Raw genomic sequence first — 14,797 nt, forward strand, 5'->3', positions numbered from 1 at the left:
CGCCCAGTCTGCCCTCGGTCACGTGTCCAGTGCGCCCAGTCGCGACACCTCGCGGGTGAACGCGCGCACGATCTCCTCGCCCGCCAGCACCCCCGCCTGCGTCAGCGACGTCACGTGCGGCGCCGTCCAGCCGGCGTCGGCCAGCTCGCCGTGGCCCGGCCGCCAGCCCGCGTCCGCCGCGAGCAGCAGGTCCGCGTCCAGCAGCGAGTCCCCGGCCGCCAGCGTGCTCGTGGCTCCCGTGCGCCGGGCCACCTCGCGCATCGCCGCGCTCTTGGTCAGCGGGCGCGGGACGGCGTAGATCTTCCGGCCCTGGAGCGAGACCGTCCAGCCGCGCTCACCTGCCCATTCCGTCAGCGCCTTGATCCACTCCGGCGGGACCAGGGCACGCTCCACGACCAGGTACGCGAACAGGTCCTCCGCCACGCGCGCCTTGCGCAGCCATACCGGGTCCGCCGTCGCCAGCAGGTGCCCGTGCACCTCCTCCAGCGGAGCGCACTCCGCCGCGAGCCGCGCCGTGACCTGCCGCCGCCAGTCCCGGTCGGGGACCCCGTCCACCAGCAGCTGACCGCCGTTGGCGCAGATCGCGTACTTCGCCGGCCGCCCGGGGAAGCGGATGCGCTGGTACTGCTTGCGCGTCCGGGTGGTGGTGGGCACGAACACCGCGCCGGGGTCCGCCGACAGCTCCGCCAGCAGGCCCGCCGCCGTCTCCGTCATGTACGACAGCGGCTTGCTCTCGTGGACCTCGACGCACAGCAGCCGCGGGGCCACCGGGTCGGGCATGGTCAGGCCGAGCGCGGCCGTCGAGTAGATGAGCGTGCGGTCGAGGTCACTGGCTACGAGGACGGTCACTTGGCGGCCACAGCCTTTCCGTCGACGCCCGTGGCGCCGCGCGTGAAGCGGGGATGAATGAGTCCTACGCAGGTGTAAGGGAGCCCGTCGACCTCCTCCACCGGCACCCCGCGCTGCTCCGCGAGGAGTCGTACGTGGTCCAGGTCGGCTCCGGCGCCGCGCTGCGCGAGTATCTTCCACGGCACCCGGCGCAGCAGCACCCGTGTCGTCTCGCCGACGCCCGGCTTGACCAGGTTCACGTCGTGGATGCCGTACTCCTCGCTGATCCGCTCCACCGCCTCCCAGCCCACCCAGGTCGGCGTGCGGTCGGCGGCGAGGAGCTCCTTGACCTCGGCGTCCACGGCCTCGGCCACCGCCTCGAAGTGCGCGGAGACGGTGTCGACGAACGCGACGGAGACATCGGCCCCGGCCAGCTCGCGGTAGAACTTCGCGCCGTGGAAATCGGCGGGTCCGACCAGGTCGGACCTCAGAACCGTACGCGAGACGAGTCCGGACACGGTGGAATTGAGGCAGGCGGAGGGGATCAGGAAGTCCTCGCGCGTGCCGTACGTCTCCACGCACGAGCCGGGGTCCGCGAGGACCACGATCTCCGGGTTGAAGCCCTCGAACCCGCTCAGGGCCTCGCGCAGCTCGCGCGTGATCGCACCCTTGCCGGTCCAGCCGTCGACGAAGACGATGTCGGCCGGATCGTGGTGGGCGGCCAGCCAGCGCAGCGCGTTGGCGTCGATTCCGCGGCCGCGCACGATGGAGACGGCGTAGTGCGGCAGGTCCAGGCCGTGCCGGGCGGCGGCCCAGCGGTGCATCAGCACGCCCACGGGCGTACCGGCGCGGGCCAGCGAGACCAGCACGGGGGCCGGGGAGCGCTCCGCGAGGACCGTCTCGGTGACAGTGCCGACGGCGCGGGCCATGCGGGCCGCGGAGAGGGTCAGCGCGCTCTGGTAGAGCTGCTGGTACTCGGGGGACGGCTGGTACTCCACCGGCAGCGACTCCGCGTAGTGCGCGCCACCGGCCTGGATGGCCTCCTCCCGCTCCTCGGTCGGGGCTTCCAGCTCCACCTCGGAGAAGTCCTGGAGCAGCCAGCCGACGTCCTCGGCCGCGTACGAGGAGAAGGCGGGCCCGCGCAGAGGTTCGCGCCGGGGCTCGGTCATGGAGGGCTCCTGCGGTTCGGGGACGTACGAGGGTATGACGGCCAGCAGGACACGGCCGGTGTGCGGGGCGAGGGCCGCGAGGAGGCCGGTGCGGAGCGCGGGGGTGTCCGCGGCGGAGTCCACGACGGCGAGGACGGCGTCGAAGCCGGCTCCGGCCACGTTGTAGGCGTACCGGTCTCCGGGGCCGTCGGCGGGGTCGTCGTGCGCGGGGAAGACCAGCCGGGTGCGGATCGCGTAGCCGGGGTCGTCCACGGCGAGCACCGGGGAGCGGGTGGTCGTGGAGAAGCGGACCTCGGCCGCGGCGCCGGACGCCTCCAGGGCCTGCGCGAGGCGCAGCGGGGCGTACATCAGCTCCTCGTTGCCGAGTACGAGGAGCCGTGCGGGGGCCGCGCCGAGCGCGGCCTTGAGCCGGTCCGCCATCGCGGGGAGCGCGGCGTCGAGCCGGGCCCGGTGGGCGGGGGTGAAGCCGTGGCGTCCGCCGTCGGGTATCCCGGCGGGCCAGTCCAGCGCCACCGTGGTGACCCGCGGGCCGTCTGCCGGGGCTCCGCCCCCGGCCCCGCCGCTCGAACGTCGCAGGGTCTGTATTCGCCCGCCTCCGGGCTGCGATTCGCCGAGGGCGACGGGCGGAGCGGAGGCGCCAGCGGCCTCGTACTCCTCCACCAGGGCCTGGCCCTTCGCCAGGACCCCCTCCGGGAGGGAGACCGTGCCCGAGGCCAGGGCGATGAGGTCGACGCGGGCGCCCAGGTCGGCGGCGAAGGCCGTGAGGCGGTCGCGGTCGGCCGGGGAGCGCATGTCCACGAGGGCGACGACCACGTAGTGGTCGCGCGGGTGGCGGGCGTGCAGGTCGGCGATGGTGTTCAGGACGGTGTTGCCGGTCGAGAACTCGTCGTCGACCAGGACCAGCGGGCCGGAGCCCGCCAGCAGCTTCGGGTCCTCGGGCAGCAGCAGGTGCGAGGTGGCGTGCGAGTGGGCCTCCTCGAAGCCGCCCGCGGGCTCCATCCCGGGCACGGGGCGGCGGGTGGAGTGCAGGTACGGGGCGCCGCCCAGGCCGTCGGCCACGCAGTGGCCGAGCCCGGTCGCGGTCTCGGCGTACCCGAGGACCACGGCCGAGGCCGCGTCCTGCTCGCCCAGCAGGTCCCGGACCCGCTCGCCGAGCCCGTGTCCGGCGGCGTACACGACCTGCGGGGACTGCGGGACGTGCTTGCCCAGCACCCGCGAGACGAGCAGGTGCGCACGCTTGGGGTTGCGCCGCAGCGCGAGCCCGAGCAGTTCTTCGAGCCCCGGCCCGCCGGTCCCGGTCCCCGCTCCCTCCTCCAGGCTCACGCCCAGCCGGTCCGCGACCCACGTTCCCGACCACACCGATTCGATCTTCTTGCCCTTCTTCGCGGTCAACGGCCCGGTCACACCTGGAGCCCGGCCGTGAGGAGATCGACGAAGCCGACCTCCTCCTTCGCCACACCGAAGACCTCGGCGCGCAGCATGGTGCGCTCGGCCCAGGCCCGGTGGGGCTTCACTTCGTTCATCTTGTTCGTGTAGGCGGAACGCATTACTCCACCACCTCCCCGTTCGGGGCGCAGGATGTCCTGAGCATCGCTGAACTCTTCGTGGGAGACCACCGAGAGCGCGTGGACCGGCGTGACGTGGGCGGGGTGGATGCACGTCTTGCCCAGCAGCCCGTTGGCCCGGTCGAGCTCGATCTCGCGCAGCAGCCCGTCCAGGTCGTGCTCGATCAGCGCGGTGCGCAGCTCCTCGACGCCCTCCTCGAGGAAGGGGCTGCGGCGCAGCTGGGGTTTGAAGAGGCGCTGCTGGCTGCGGAAGTATTCCCACACCGGGCCGGTGACCGTGAAGCCGGTGCCGTCGGCGCGGCTGAGCACGTTGACCACGTCGGCGATCACGCCGGCGACGATCTGGACGTCGTAGGCGGTCATGTCGGGGGTGCGGCGCAGCCCGTAGGCGGAGCAGAAGTCGGTCACGCCGAGCCGCAGGGCCAGGACCCGCTCGCGGTACTTGTTGACCGTGCGCGAGATACCGGCGAGGGCCTCGACGCGGGTCTCCAGGTGGAGCAGCTCGGGGGTCTCCAGGACGGGCATGGCGTACAGCCGGGGCTGACCGCTCTCGGCCTCCGCCCGGGCGACGGCGTCGAGGAAGGCGATGCCGCGGCTCTCGGTGAACTTGGGCAGCACGAATCCGGCCAGCCGCGACGCCGAGCCTCCCAGCCGGTGCACGAGGTCGGGGATCTGCTCGGGCTCCCGGACGCGAATGAAGAGCAGCGGGAGCTCCGCGGGGTCCTCGTGCAGGGCGGCGAACTGCCGGACGAGGTTCTCCTCGCCCCCCACGACATCGGCGTCGCTGATGGAATCCTCCAGGCAGAGGACCATCGAGACGACCCCGAGACCGGCCTGCTTGCGGATGTCGCGGGCGAGCTGGGGCCGGGTGGCCGGGCTGTAGAGGGTGGCCCCCAGCGCGGCGGCGAGGGTGGCGGCGGGAGAGGCGGCGGTGAACTCTGCCGGCTCCTGGTGGAAGAGGTCCTTTCGGACGGTGGGCGATATGTGCCCGAAGTGACGCATGTGCTTCCCCCGTACTGCCTCGGCGGCCCATCTGGCGTGGCCGGTAATAGTACGTACGAATGAGATTGAAGAATTCACCAGGCACATGAAATCCAGGTAACCCTCTTGCACCATGCCCAGCTCTCGCGATCCGGACAAGGTCTACGGGGGGCCGCATTGTCCCGGTCGTGCCCGGGAGGGCAGGATGACCGGCATGACGCACGCGATGCAGAAGGGCTCGAACATCCCGGTGGCCGCCATGGCGGTCCGGGCGGTGCTCCGGTGGACCGGTGGGCCCGAGGTACCGGACGTGGACGCCTCCGCGCTGCTCGTGGGCTCGGACGGGCGGGTCCGCTCGGACGAGGACTTCGTCTTCTACAACCAGCCCCGGCACCCCTCCGGGGCGGTCTGGCGGCTCGGCAAGAAGCAGCTCGGCGACGGGATCACCGACGCCGTCCAGGCGGACCTGCGGGCCGTGACCCCGGTCGTGGACCGGATCCTGGTCGTCGCCTCCGCCGAGGACGTCCCCTTCGAGCGGGTCCACGACCTGCGCATCCTGCTCTACGACGCCACCGCGACCGGCGGCTCCGAACCGCTGGCCTTCTTCGACGTGCGGCCCGAGACCGGCGCCGAGACGGCGCTGATCTGCGGTGAGCTGTACCGGCGGGGCGACGGGTGGAAGTTCCGCGCGCTCGGCGAGGGCTACTCCAACGGCCTCGTCGGGCTAGCCACCGACCACGGGATCTCCGTGGACGAGAGCGCCCCCGAGGCCACCACCCCGGCTCCCGTGGCCGCTCCGGTGCCCGTGGGGCCGCCGCTCACCCAGGCCCCGCCGGTGGCACAGCCCGCGTACGGGTACCCGCAGCCGGTGTCGCCGGCTCCGGTGCCCGCTCCGGGCGGGGATCCGTCCTTCCGGCTGCCTGTACAGGGGCCGCAGTTCATCCGCCGGTGAGCGGGCGCCCCGGCGACGCTCAGGTCTTCGTCTTGTAGCCCCGGCCCCACTGGAGGCCCCACCCGTACAGGCGGTCCAGCTCGGCCTGGAACCCGTAGACGAAGGTGACCTCGCGCCGCACGATCAGCTCGCCCTTGACGTTCTCCAGGGAGACCACCGCGCAGGAGCGTGCCTGCGGGTGGCGCTCCTCCAGGGGGATCTCGATGCGCGGCCCGGTGATCGGGTAGAGGGTCACCAGGGCGTGCGTCCGGTCGAAGGCCGGGGTCTGGTCGTAGATGTAGACGAAGACCAGCAGCCGCTTGATCTCCTCGGCGTGGTCGAGGTTGACGAAGATCGTCTCGCCGGAGGGCGCCCCGAACCGGTCGTCGCCGCTGAGTTTGACGTAGGGCGGATTGTTGATGTCCCCGTGGAGGTTGCCCAGCGGCTGGACGACGCCCCGGGTACCGTCGGTCAGCTCGTAGAGGCAGCCGATGTCGAGGTCGACGTTGACCATGCCCTGGGTGTGCGCCTGCACCATGTCGGGCTTGAACAGCTTGAACGGATGCCGGAACAGCTGCCCGCTCTGGCCGGACGTGCGGCCGCCTATGTCCGAGGTGCGCATCCGCCAGGAGAGGTTGACGCGCAGATTGCCGTGCACCGCCCCCTGTTTGGTCAGCGACACCGTCGGATGGCGTTTGGTCAGCTCGATGGCGTTCGACGAGGCGCTGCCCGACTGGAAGTGCACGCCGCGGTTGCCCCTGACGCCGTCGAAGAATCCCATCCCTCAACCCCCCTGTTCCCCTGGACCCCTTGGCTCCCGCCGCATACGGGAGCGGGGCGGCCCGGTAGGTCCGTGGACCCCCGGACCGCCCCGCACTTGAGCGTTCCGCATTAACGCCGCGATCATGCCTCGGCGGTGGAACCCTCCAGCTCCAGGCGCTTGTTGCGGCGCACCGAGGACCAGAAGGACCAGGCGATCAGCACGACGCCGACGAGGCCGGTGATGACCTCGTTGATCTCGTGCTGGATGGTGACGAGCAGGATGACGGCGAGCGCGCCGATGGCGTAGTGCGCGCCGTGCTCCAGGTAGACGTAGTCGTCCAGGGTGCCCTGACGGACCAGGTAGACCGTGAGCGAGCGGACGTACATGGCACCGATGCCGAGGCCGAGGGCCATCAGCACGATGTCGTTGGTGATGGCGAAGGCGCCGATGACCCCGTCGAAGGAGAAGGAGGCGTCGAGGACTTCGAGGTAGAGGAACATGAAGAACGCGGCCTTGCCGGCCATGGCGACGACCGAGACCGACTTGCCGGACTTCTTGGCCGCTTCCTCCGCCTCGTGCTCGGCCTCTTCCTCCTCCTCGAGCTTGTTCTCGAAGTAGCCGGAGAGACCGCCGACGATCATGTAGGTGATCAGACCGAGGATTCCCGAGATCAGGACGGTCTGGGCCTTGTCCACGTGGGCGCCGCCGTGCTGGTGGGCCTGGGTGGCGAAGGTCATCGCGGTGACGACCAGGACGATCAGGGCGATGCACGCCGACAGCATGTCGATCTTGCCGAGCTTCGCGAGCGGACGCTCCAGCCAGGCGAGCCACTTGATGTCGCGGTCCTCGAAGATGAAGTCGAGGAAGATCATCAGCAGGAACATGCCGCCGAAGGCGGCGATGGACGGGTGGGCGTCCGTGACCAGCTGCTGGTACTGGTTCTTGTCGGTGAGGGCCAGGTTGACGGCGTCGATGGGCCCGATCTTGGCGCTGATCGCGACGATGACGACGGGGAAGACCAGTCGCATGCCGAAGACCGCGATGAGCACGCCGACCGTGAGGAAGATCTTCTGCCAGAAGGCATTCATCTTCTTCAGGATTCCGGCGTTGACCACCGCATTGTCGAAGGACAGCGAGATCTCGAGGATCGACAGGATCGCCACGATCCCGAGGGCCTCCCAGCTCCCGTAGAGCATCGCAGCAACCAGTCCGATCGCAGTAACTGCGAACGACCAGCCGAAGGTTTTCAGAACCACTGGCATCCCATCGTCTTGTACGGCTTTACGAAACGTTGACCCCGAAGTCTAGAGCGATGCCCCGGAGTCCCGACGCGTACCCCTGCCCCACCGCACGGAACTTCCATTCACCGCCGTACCGGTAGACCTCGCCGAAGATCATCGCGGTCTCGCTGGAGGCGTCCTCGGTGAGGTCGTAGCGGGCCAGTTCCTGGCCGTCCGCCTCGTTCACCACGCGAATGAAGGCATTGCTGACCTGGCCGAAGCTCTGCCGGCGGGCCTCTGCCTCGTGGATCGAGACGGGAAAGACGATCTTGTCCACACCGGCCGGGACCTTGGTGAGATCGATGATGATCGACTCGTCGTCGCCTTCACCCTCGCCGGTGAGGTTGTCCCCTGTGTGTTCGACGGAGCCCTCGGGGCTCTTGAGGTTGTTGTAGAAGACGAAGTACTCGTCCCCGAGCACACGGCCGTTGCTGCACAGCAGCGCGCTGGCGTCGAGGTCGAAGTCGGCTCCCGTCGTCGAGCGCGCGTCCCATCCGAGGCCTACCAGGACCCGGGTGAGGTTCGGTGCGGCTTTGGAGAGGGAGACATTGCCCCCCTTGGCGAGTGTGACGCCCATGTTGTGTGGTCCTCCCCGGACATCGGTGTGGCGGTCTGGCGGTGAAGCGGTCGTGCGGTGAGGCGGGTGCGTCGGTCCGGCGGTGGGCCCGGACCGTCGCCAAAGCCGGTCCGGCGCCGTACACACAGTGCACGGCGCCGGACAGGTGGTGGTACTGATGCTCTGGCGGACCAGGCTCAGACGTTGACGCCGAAGTCCTGCGCGATGCCGCGCAGGCCCGAGGCGTATCCCTGACCGATGGCACGGAACTTCCACTCCGCACCGTTGCGGTAGAGCTCGCCGAAGACCATGGCGGTCTCCGTCGAGGCGTCCTCCGACAGGTCGTAGCGGGCGAGCTCGGTGTTGTCGGCCTGGTTCACCACGCGGATGTACGCGTTGCGGACCTGACCGAAGCTCTGCTGGCGGCTCTCGGCCTCGTAGATCGAGACCGGGAAGACGATCTTGGACACGTCGGCGGGGACGCCGGCGAGGTTGACCTTGATCGCCTCGTCGTCGCCTTCGCCCTCACCGGTGGTGTTGTCACCGGTGTGCTCCACCGAGCCGTCGGGGCTCTTCAGGTTGTTGAAGAACACGAAGTTCGCGTCGCTGGCGACCTTGCCCTGGTCGTTGGTCAGGATCGCGCTGGCGTCGAGGTCGAAGTCGACACCGGTGGTGGTGCGAGCGTCCCAGCCCAGACCGACGATGACCGCCGTCAGGTTCGGCGCGGCCTTGGTCAGCGAGACGTTGCCGCCCTTGCTGAGGCTGACTCCCACGGGTCCTCCATAAGGTTTTTGTGTGGGGCGGTGCCCCGTCGTGCGGTTTCTGACCGGATCAACGTTTCGATCCTAGTGACGGGTTCCCGTCCGTACGGGCTTATTCGAGGCGAACGTGCCCACGAGCCTGCGACACCGACTCAGAGGCTGTCGAGGGCCTTGATGTACTCGTTCAGGTCACGGGCGTCGGGCAGCCCGTTGACGACGCTCCAGCGCACGATGCCGTCCTTGTCGATGACGAAGGTGCCGCGGACCGCGCAGCCCTTCTCCTCGTCGAAGACGCCGTAGGCGCGGGAGGTCTCGCCGTGCGGCCAGAAGTCCGACAGCAGCGGGTACTCCAGACCCTCCTGCTCGCCGAAGACGCGCAGGGTCGGCACCGAGTCGTTGGATACCGCGAGGAGCTGTACGTCGTCGTTCTGGAAGCGCGGCAGCTGGTCGCGCAGCTCGCACAGCTCGCCGGTGCACACGCCGGTGAAGGCGAACGGGTAGAAGAGCAGCACGACGGCCTTCTCCCCCCGGAAGTCGGAGAGCCGCACGGTCGCACCGTGGTTGTCCTTGAGCTCGAAGTCCGGGGCCTTGCTGCCGACCTCGATCGCCATCTCTCGCATCCCTTCGGTCCCGCATCCCTGCGTTGGGCTGTTCGGGTGATCTCACCTTATGGGTCCACCGCGCGTCCGGCCCCCGTCCGCCGCCGAACGCACACACCCCGCCGACCGGGAAGGTTCCGGCGGGCGGGGTGCGTGTGTCCGCTTGGCTGCGGGGCGCGGCTCAGCGCTTGGACTTGGCCGTCTTCGGAGTCGCCAGCTTGGTGGCGGTCCACTCCTTGCCGACGGGGGCCCCCTTGGCCAGCGAGAGGCCGGCGGTCTCGGCGGCCTCGCTGATGTCGCTGGCCTCGACAAAACCGTCCTTGCCGGTCTTGGGGGTCACCAGCAGGATCAGTGCGCCGTCCTCGACCAGTTCGGTCGCGTCGACCAGGGCGTCCGTCAGGTCGCCGTCGTCCTCCCGGAACCACAGCAGAACCGCGTCTGCGACATCGTCGTAGTCCTCATCGACGAGTTCGGTGACGTGATCCTCTACGGCATCACGGAATTCCTGATCGACGTCGTCGTCGTAGCCGATCTCCTGGACCACCTGTTCGGACTGGAAACCCAGCCTGGCGGCCAGGTTCTCCGCGTGGTCCGCGGTCGCGCTCACGGGGTGCCTCCTGCTCATGTTCGGTGAATGTTCTTCGGCGGCGCGCGTACGCGCAGCATTGGGCGTAGTCCACACGGGCGCGGCGGATCGCGCAAGTACCCGGCCGCCGGGACCGTCGAAACGGTGACGATTGCGGCCGTCTCGCCGCAACTTTCAGCCCCTCCGCATGTACCCCTGGTGATTCATCCCACACCATTCCACCTCATTCGGCACGGCCTCGGGACTTTCATACCTGTTTGAGGGACGAACGGCCTTGCGAAGAGGTTGATCGACATGGGCGTAAGATTGCGGTTTGGCCGGTGTCGTCGCCACAGCCAGCACAATCCCGCCACCTCCAGGGATTACCCAACGGTAAAGATGACGATTTCTGCCGAGCGTAAGACCATGGGAGGCGGCGAGACTCAAGGCACGACTCCCCCGACAGCGAAGGAACAGCGTGGCTTCCGCATCCGATCGCAATCCGATCATCATTGGTGGCCTGCCGAGTCAGGTACCGGACTTCGATCCGGAAGAGACGCAGGAGTGGCTCGACTCGCTCGACGCCGCCGTCGACGAGCGGGGCCGTGAGCGCGCCCGCTACCTGATGCTGCGGCTGATCGAGCGGGCCCGCGAGAAGCGCGTGGCCGTGCCCGAGATGCGCTCCACGGACTACGTCAACACGATCGCCACCAAGGACGAGCCCTTCTTCCCCGGCAACGAGGAGATCGAGCGCAAGGTCCTCAACGCCACCCGGTGGAACGCGGCCGTCATGGTCTCGCGCGCCCAGCGCCCCGGGATCGGCGTCGGCGGTCACATCGCCACCTTCGCCTCCTCCGCCTCCCTCTACGACGTGGGCTTCAACCACTTCTTCCGGGGCAAGGACGAGGGCGACGGCGGCGACCAGATCTTCTTCCAGGGCCACGCCTCCCCTGGCATCTACGCCCGCGCCTACCTCCTGGACCGGCTCTCCGAGCAGCAGCTCGACGCGTTCCGCCAGGAGAAGTCAAAGGCCCCGTACGGCCTTTCGAGTTACCCGCACCCGCGGCTCATGCCTGACTTCTGGGAGTTCCCGACCGTCTCGATGGGCCTCGGCCCGCTCGGGGCGATCTACCAGGCCCGGATGAACCGTTACATGCAGGCCCGCGGTATCGCGGACACTTCCAAGTCACACGTTTGGGCGTACCTCGGTGACGGCGAGATGGACGAGCCGGAGTCGCTCGGCCAGCTGTCCATCGCGGCCCGCGAGGGTCTGGACAACCTGACCTTCGTCGTCAACTGCAACCTGCAGCGCCTCGACGGCCCGGTCCGCGGCAACGGCAAGATCATGCAGGAGTTGGAGTCGCAGTTCCGCGGCGCCGGCTGGAACGTCATCAAGCTGATCTGGGACCGCTCCTGGGACCCGCTGCTGGCCCAGGACCGCGACGGCATCCTGGTCAACAAGCTGAACACCACCCCGGACGGACAGTTCCAGACGTACGCCACCGAGACCGGCGCGTACATCCGCGACCACTTCTTCGGCGGCGACCACCGGCTGCGCGCGATGGTCGACAGCATGACCGACCAGCAGATCCAGCACCTGGGCCGCGGCGGGCACGACCACAAGAAGGTCTACGCTGCGTACGCGGCGGCCAAGGCCCACAAGGGCCAGCCCACGGTGATCCTGGCGCAGACGGTCAAGGGCTGGACCCTCGGCCCGAACTTCGAGGGCCGCAACGCGACCCACCAGATGAAGAAGCTGACGGCCGACGACCTCAAGCGCTTCCGCGACCGTCTGCACATCCCGATCACGGACGCCCAGCTGGAGGACGGCGCACCGCCGTACTACCACCCGGGCCGCAACTCCCCCGAGATCCAGTACATGCACGACCGCCGCAGCGCCCTCGGCGGCTACGTGCCGACCCGCGTGGTGCGCGCCAAGCCGCTGCAGCTGCCGGGCGACGCGACGTACGCGGCCGCCAAGAAGGGCTCGGGCCAGCAGTCGATCGCCACCACCATGGCCTTCGTCCGCATCCTGAAGGACCTGATGCGGGACAAGGAGATCGGCCGGCGCTTCGTGCTGATCGCGCCCGACGAGTACCGCACCTTCGGCATGGACGCGTTCTTCCCGAGCGCCAAGATCTACAACCCGCTGGGCCAGCAGTACGAGGCGGTCGACCGCGACCTGCTGCTCGCGTACAAGGAGTCCCCGACCGGCCAGATGCTGCACGACGGCATCTCGGAGGCGGGCTGCACGGCCTCGCTGATCGCCGCCGGCTCGGCGTACGCGACGCACGGCGAGCCGCTGATCCCGGTTTACGTCTTCTACTCGATGTTCGGTTTCCAGCGCACGGGTGACCAGTTCTGGCAGATGGCCGACCAGCTGGCCCGTGGTTTCGTCCTCGGCGCGACCGCCGGCCGGACCACCCTGACGGGTGAGGGCCTGCAGCACGCCGACGGCCACTCCCAGCTGCTGGCGTCGACCAACCCGGGCTGCGTGGCGTACGACCCGGCCTACGGGTACGAGATCGCGCACATCGTCAAGGACGGTCTGCGGCGGATGTACGGGCCCGACGCGGAGGACGTCTTCTACTACCTGACCGTCTACAACGAGCCGATCCAGCACCCGGCCGAGCCGGCGGACGTCGACGTGGACGGCATCCTGAACGGCATCCACCGGGTCTCCGCCGGTACGGCCGGAGCCGTCGGGGCGCAGATCATGGCCTCGGGCGTGGCGGTGCCGTGGGCGCTGGAGGCGCAGCGGATCCTGGCCGCCGAGTGGAACGTCCGGGCGGACGTCTGGTCGGCGACCTCCTGGAACGAGCTGCGCCGCGAGGCCGTCGCCGTGGAGGAGCACAACCTGCTCCACCCGGAGGAGGAGCAGCGCGTCCCGTACGTGACGCGCAAGCTGGCCGGTGCGGAGGGTCCGTTCGTGGCGGTCTCCGACTGGATGCGGGCGGTCCCGGACCAGATCTCGCGCTGGGTGCCCGGCACGTACACCTCGCTGGGCGCGGACGGCTTCGGCTTCGCCGACACGCGGGGTGCGGCCAGGCGCTTCTTCCACATCGACGCGCAGTCGGTGGTCCTCTCGGTGCTGACCGAGCTGGCCCGCGAGGGCAGGATCGACCGCTCGGCGCTGAAGCAGGCGATCGACCGGTACCAGCTGCTGGACGTCACGGCGGCCCATCCCGGAGCGGCGGGCGGCGACGCGTAACCGTCACCCTTGTGCGGGGGGCGCTGGGACAGGTGTCCCGGCGCCCCTTACGCGTTCTTTACGATGCCCCCATGAAACAACCCTCCCGCCAGTCGCGGTGGGAGCGCCGGACGCAGACGCCGCTGCTGGTGCTCGCCCTGGGATTCGCCGTCGCCTACGCCGTGCCCATCGTCGCGCCCGACGCGAGTCCGTGGGTGCACCACGCCTGTACGCACGCCGAGTGGGTGGTGTGGGCCGCCTTCGCCGCCGACTACCTGATGCGGCTGGGCCTGTCGCGGGCGAAGAAGGCGTTCGTCCGGACCCACTGGCTGGACCTGGCGGCGGTACTGCTGCCGATGCTCCAGCCGCTGCGGCTGCTGCGCGTGGTCTCCACCCTGATGCTGGTGGGCCGGCGGGCCCGGATGGCGCCGCAGATCCGGCTGACCACGTATGTGGCGGGGGCGGTGGTCGGGCTGCTGATGTTCGGCTCGCTCGCCGTGCTCAGCGTGGAGCGGGACGCGCCCGACGGGAACATCAAGAACCTCGGGGACGCCCTGTGGTGGTCGGTGACGACGATGACCACGGTCGGGTACGGGGACCACTCCCCCACCACCGGGCTCGGGCGGCTGCTGGCGGTGGGACTGATGCTGTCCGGGATCGCGCTGCTGGGTGTGGTGACCGCCAACATCGCGGCCTGGTTCATCTCCCGCTTCGAACGCGACGACCTGGTGGAACGGGCCCAGACGGCGGCGATCTCCGAACTGGCGGCGGAGGTACGGGCGCTGCGTGCCGAGGTCGCCCGGCTCGGCGGAGCGGCGCCCGCGGGGGCGGGTGAGCCGGCCGGGGCGGGCGAGCGGGCATCGGCGGGTGAGCCGGCGTCGGCGGGAGAGCCGGCGTCGGCGGGAGAGCCGGCGTCGGCGGGCGAACCCGCCCCGGGCGCGGAGTTCCACGTCCGGGGCGGCCCCGACCGGGCTCCCGAAGGGGCTGTGACGGCCGCCGCCGTCAGCGCTCCCACACCTTGAACGCCCTGACCTGGTAGGGCGACTGGGGCAGCCACACCCCGTCGCCCGGGTAGGTCTGGAACTCACCGGTCTCGGCGCACTCCGCCGACTGGTAGGTGGTGACCGGGCGCCCGGTCCGGTTGGTGAGGGACTGGGCGGTGGTCCCGGCGGGCAGCGCGGTGCAGCTGTTGATGTCGAGGGTGCTCAGCTCGTGGGTCCGGCGGGCCCCCTTGAACTCCGGCTTCGCCCACAGGCACAGCTGCCCGGTGGCGCAGGCCCCGAGCGCCGGAGGCCCCGAGGCGTGGCCGGCGCCCTTCGCACCCCCCGGCCCGGCCGCATGACCGGCTCCGGCTCCGGCCGGGTGGCCCGCCGCGTGGGCGGAGCCCGCGGTGCCCGGGACCAGCAGGGTGGCGGCGAGGACGGCAGCCGCGGTGAAAGTGGTGTTCCACGTACGCATGACGGGTCAACTCCTGGTGGACGTACGGGCCCCGGACCGTTTCCGGAGCTCCGTCGGCACCACGCTGACCTGCACGGACGGCCGGGCGGAAGAGGCCGCGGGCGGGTCCACCCTGATAGGCGACAGCCCCGCCGGAACCGCCCGGCGGGGC

General features: G+C 70.0%; 13 protein-coding genes. 3 read left to right on the forward strand and 10 right to left on the reverse strand.

Translation table 11 applies throughout. The features are described 5' to 3' along the window. Positions 1–18 precede the first annotated feature (18 nt). The 3 genes from OG389_RS11950 to OG389_RS11960 are packed head-to-tail and all read right to left on the reverse strand — an operon-like array spanning position 19 to position 4,564. Entirely contained in the window at positions 19–849 is an 831-nt protein-coding gene (locus OG389_RS11950) for an HAD family hydrolase (protein ID WP_328298457.1), read from the reverse strand. Continuing rightward, positions 846–3,389: a phosphoribosyltransferase gene (locus tag OG389_RS11955; protein ID WP_328298458.1), complete on the reverse strand. Its 2,544-nt coding sequence runs from the start codon at positions 3,387–3,389 to the stop codon at positions 846–848. The genes OG389_RS11950 and OG389_RS11955 overlap by 4 nt, the downstream gene beginning before the upstream one ends. An 8-nt stretch (positions 3,390–3,397) precedes the next feature. Continuing rightward, positions 3,398–4,564 (reverse strand): HpcH/HpaI aldolase/citrate lyase family protein, encoded by a 1,167-nt coding sequence (locus OG389_RS11960; protein ID WP_328298459.1) that lies wholly within the window; start codon positions 4,562–4,564, stop codon positions 3,398–3,400. A gap of 193 nt (positions 4,565–4,757) precedes the next feature. On the opposite strand from OG389_RS11960, the gene OG389_RS11965 reads away from it, so the two are divergent. Next, the gene (locus OG389_RS11965; RefSeq protein ID WP_328303708.1) at positions 4,758–5,495 is read left to right on the forward strand and encodes a TerD family protein; all 738 of its coding nucleotides are present in this window, start codon (positions 4,758–4,760) and stop codon (positions 5,493–5,495) included. A 19-nt stretch (positions 5,496–5,514) separates the two neighbouring features. Here the strand turns inward: OG389_RS11965 and OG389_RS11970 are convergent, their stop codons facing one another. The 6 genes from OG389_RS11970 to OG389_RS11995 all read right to left on the reverse strand — a co-directional run bounded on the left by OG389_RS11970 (position 5,515) and on the right by OG389_RS11995 (position 10,040). Continuing rightward, a complete protein-coding gene (locus OG389_RS11970; RefSeq protein WP_328298460.1) occupies positions 5,515–6,255 on the reverse strand; it encodes a TerD family protein in 741 nt (246 codons plus the stop codon). Positions 6,256–6,377: 122 nt separating this feature from the next. After that, entirely contained in the window at positions 6,378–7,493 is a 1,116-nt protein-coding gene (locus tag OG389_RS11975) for a DUF475 domain-containing protein (RefSeq protein WP_328303710.1), read from the reverse strand. A 25-nt stretch (positions 7,494–7,518) separates the two neighbouring features. Next, a complete protein-coding gene (locus OG389_RS11980) occupies positions 7,519–8,094 on the reverse strand; it encodes a TerD family protein (RefSeq protein ID WP_328298461.1) in 576 nt (191 codons plus the stop codon). Between the two features lie 176 nt (positions 8,095–8,270). Beyond that, the gene (locus tag OG389_RS11985; RefSeq protein WP_031150730.1) at positions 8,271–8,846 is read right to left on the reverse strand and encodes a TerD family protein; all 576 of its coding nucleotides are present in this window, start codon (positions 8,844–8,846) and stop codon (positions 8,271–8,273) included. Between the two features lie 140 nt (positions 8,847–8,986). After that, positions 8,987–9,445 (reverse strand): peroxiredoxin, encoded by a 459-nt coding sequence (locus tag OG389_RS11990; protein WP_328298462.1) that lies wholly within the window; start codon positions 9,443–9,445, stop codon positions 8,987–8,989. 169 nt (positions 9,446–9,614) lie between these two features. Continuing rightward, entirely contained in the window at positions 9,615–10,040 is a 426-nt protein-coding gene (locus tag OG389_RS11995) for a DUF3052 domain-containing protein (protein ID WP_328298463.1), read from the reverse strand. Positions 10,041–10,476: 436 nt separating this feature from the next. Between OG389_RS11995 and aceE the strand changes: the two genes are divergently transcribed. Both aceE and OG389_RS12005 read left to right on the forward strand, forming a co-directional pair. Then, a complete protein-coding gene (gene aceE / locus OG389_RS12000) occupies positions 10,477–13,209 on the forward strand; it encodes a pyruvate dehydrogenase (acetyl-transferring), homodimeric type (protein ID WP_328298464.1) in 2,733 nt (910 codons plus the stop codon). 71 nt (positions 13,210–13,280) lie between these two features. Continuing rightward, positions 13,281–14,210: a potassium channel family protein gene (locus OG389_RS12005; RefSeq protein ID WP_328298465.1), complete on the forward strand. Its 930-nt coding sequence runs from the start codon at positions 13,281–13,283 to the stop codon at positions 14,208–14,210. Here OG389_RS12005 and OG389_RS12010 read toward each other — a convergent pair. Continuing rightward, complete coding sequence (locus OG389_RS12010) at positions 14,191–14,646, reverse strand: peptidase inhibitor family I36 protein (protein ID WP_328298466.1); 456 nt, start codon at positions 14,644–14,646, stop codon at positions 14,191–14,193. The two genes, OG389_RS12005 and OG389_RS12010, sit on opposite strands and share 20 nt — an antisense overlap. Positions 14,647–14,797: the final 151 nt, after the last annotated feature.

This window comes from Streptomyces sp. NBC_00435 (genome assembly GCF_036014235.1).
In the GTDB taxonomy this organism is placed as follows: domain Bacteria; phylum Actinomycetota; class Actinomycetes; order Streptomycetales; family Streptomycetaceae; genus Streptomyces.

What these genes read in the sequence shown, in the direction of transcription:
- OG389_RS12010 (WP_328298466.1), bottom strand. Translation starts at nt 14,646, where the DNA reads ATGCGTACGTGGAACACCACTTTCACCGCGGCTGCCGTCCTCGCCGCC.
- OG389_RS11965 (WP_328303708.1), top strand. Translation starts at nt 4,758, where the DNA reads ATGACGCACGCGATGCAGAAGGGCTCGAACATCCCGGTGGCCGCCATG.
- OG389_RS12005 (WP_328298465.1), top strand. Translation starts at nt 13,281, where the DNA reads ATGAAACAACCCTCCCGCCAGTCGCGGTGGGAGCGCCGGACGCAGACG.
- OG389_RS11980 (WP_328298461.1), bottom strand. Translation starts at nt 8,094, where the DNA reads ATGGGCGTCACACTCGCCAAGGGGGGCAATGTCTCCCTCTCCAAAGCC.
- OG389_RS11990 (WP_328298462.1), bottom strand. Translation starts at nt 9,445, where the DNA reads ATGGCGATCGAGGTCGGCAGCAAGGCCCCGGACTTCGAGCTCAAGGAC.
- OG389_RS11960 (WP_328298459.1), bottom strand. Translation starts at nt 4,564, where the DNA reads ATGCGTCACTTCGGGCACATATCGCCCACCGTCCGAAAGGACCTCTTC.
- OG389_RS11970 (WP_328298460.1), bottom strand. Translation starts at nt 6,255, where the DNA reads ATGGGATTCTTCGACGGCGTCAGGGGCAACCGCGGCGTGCACTTCCAG.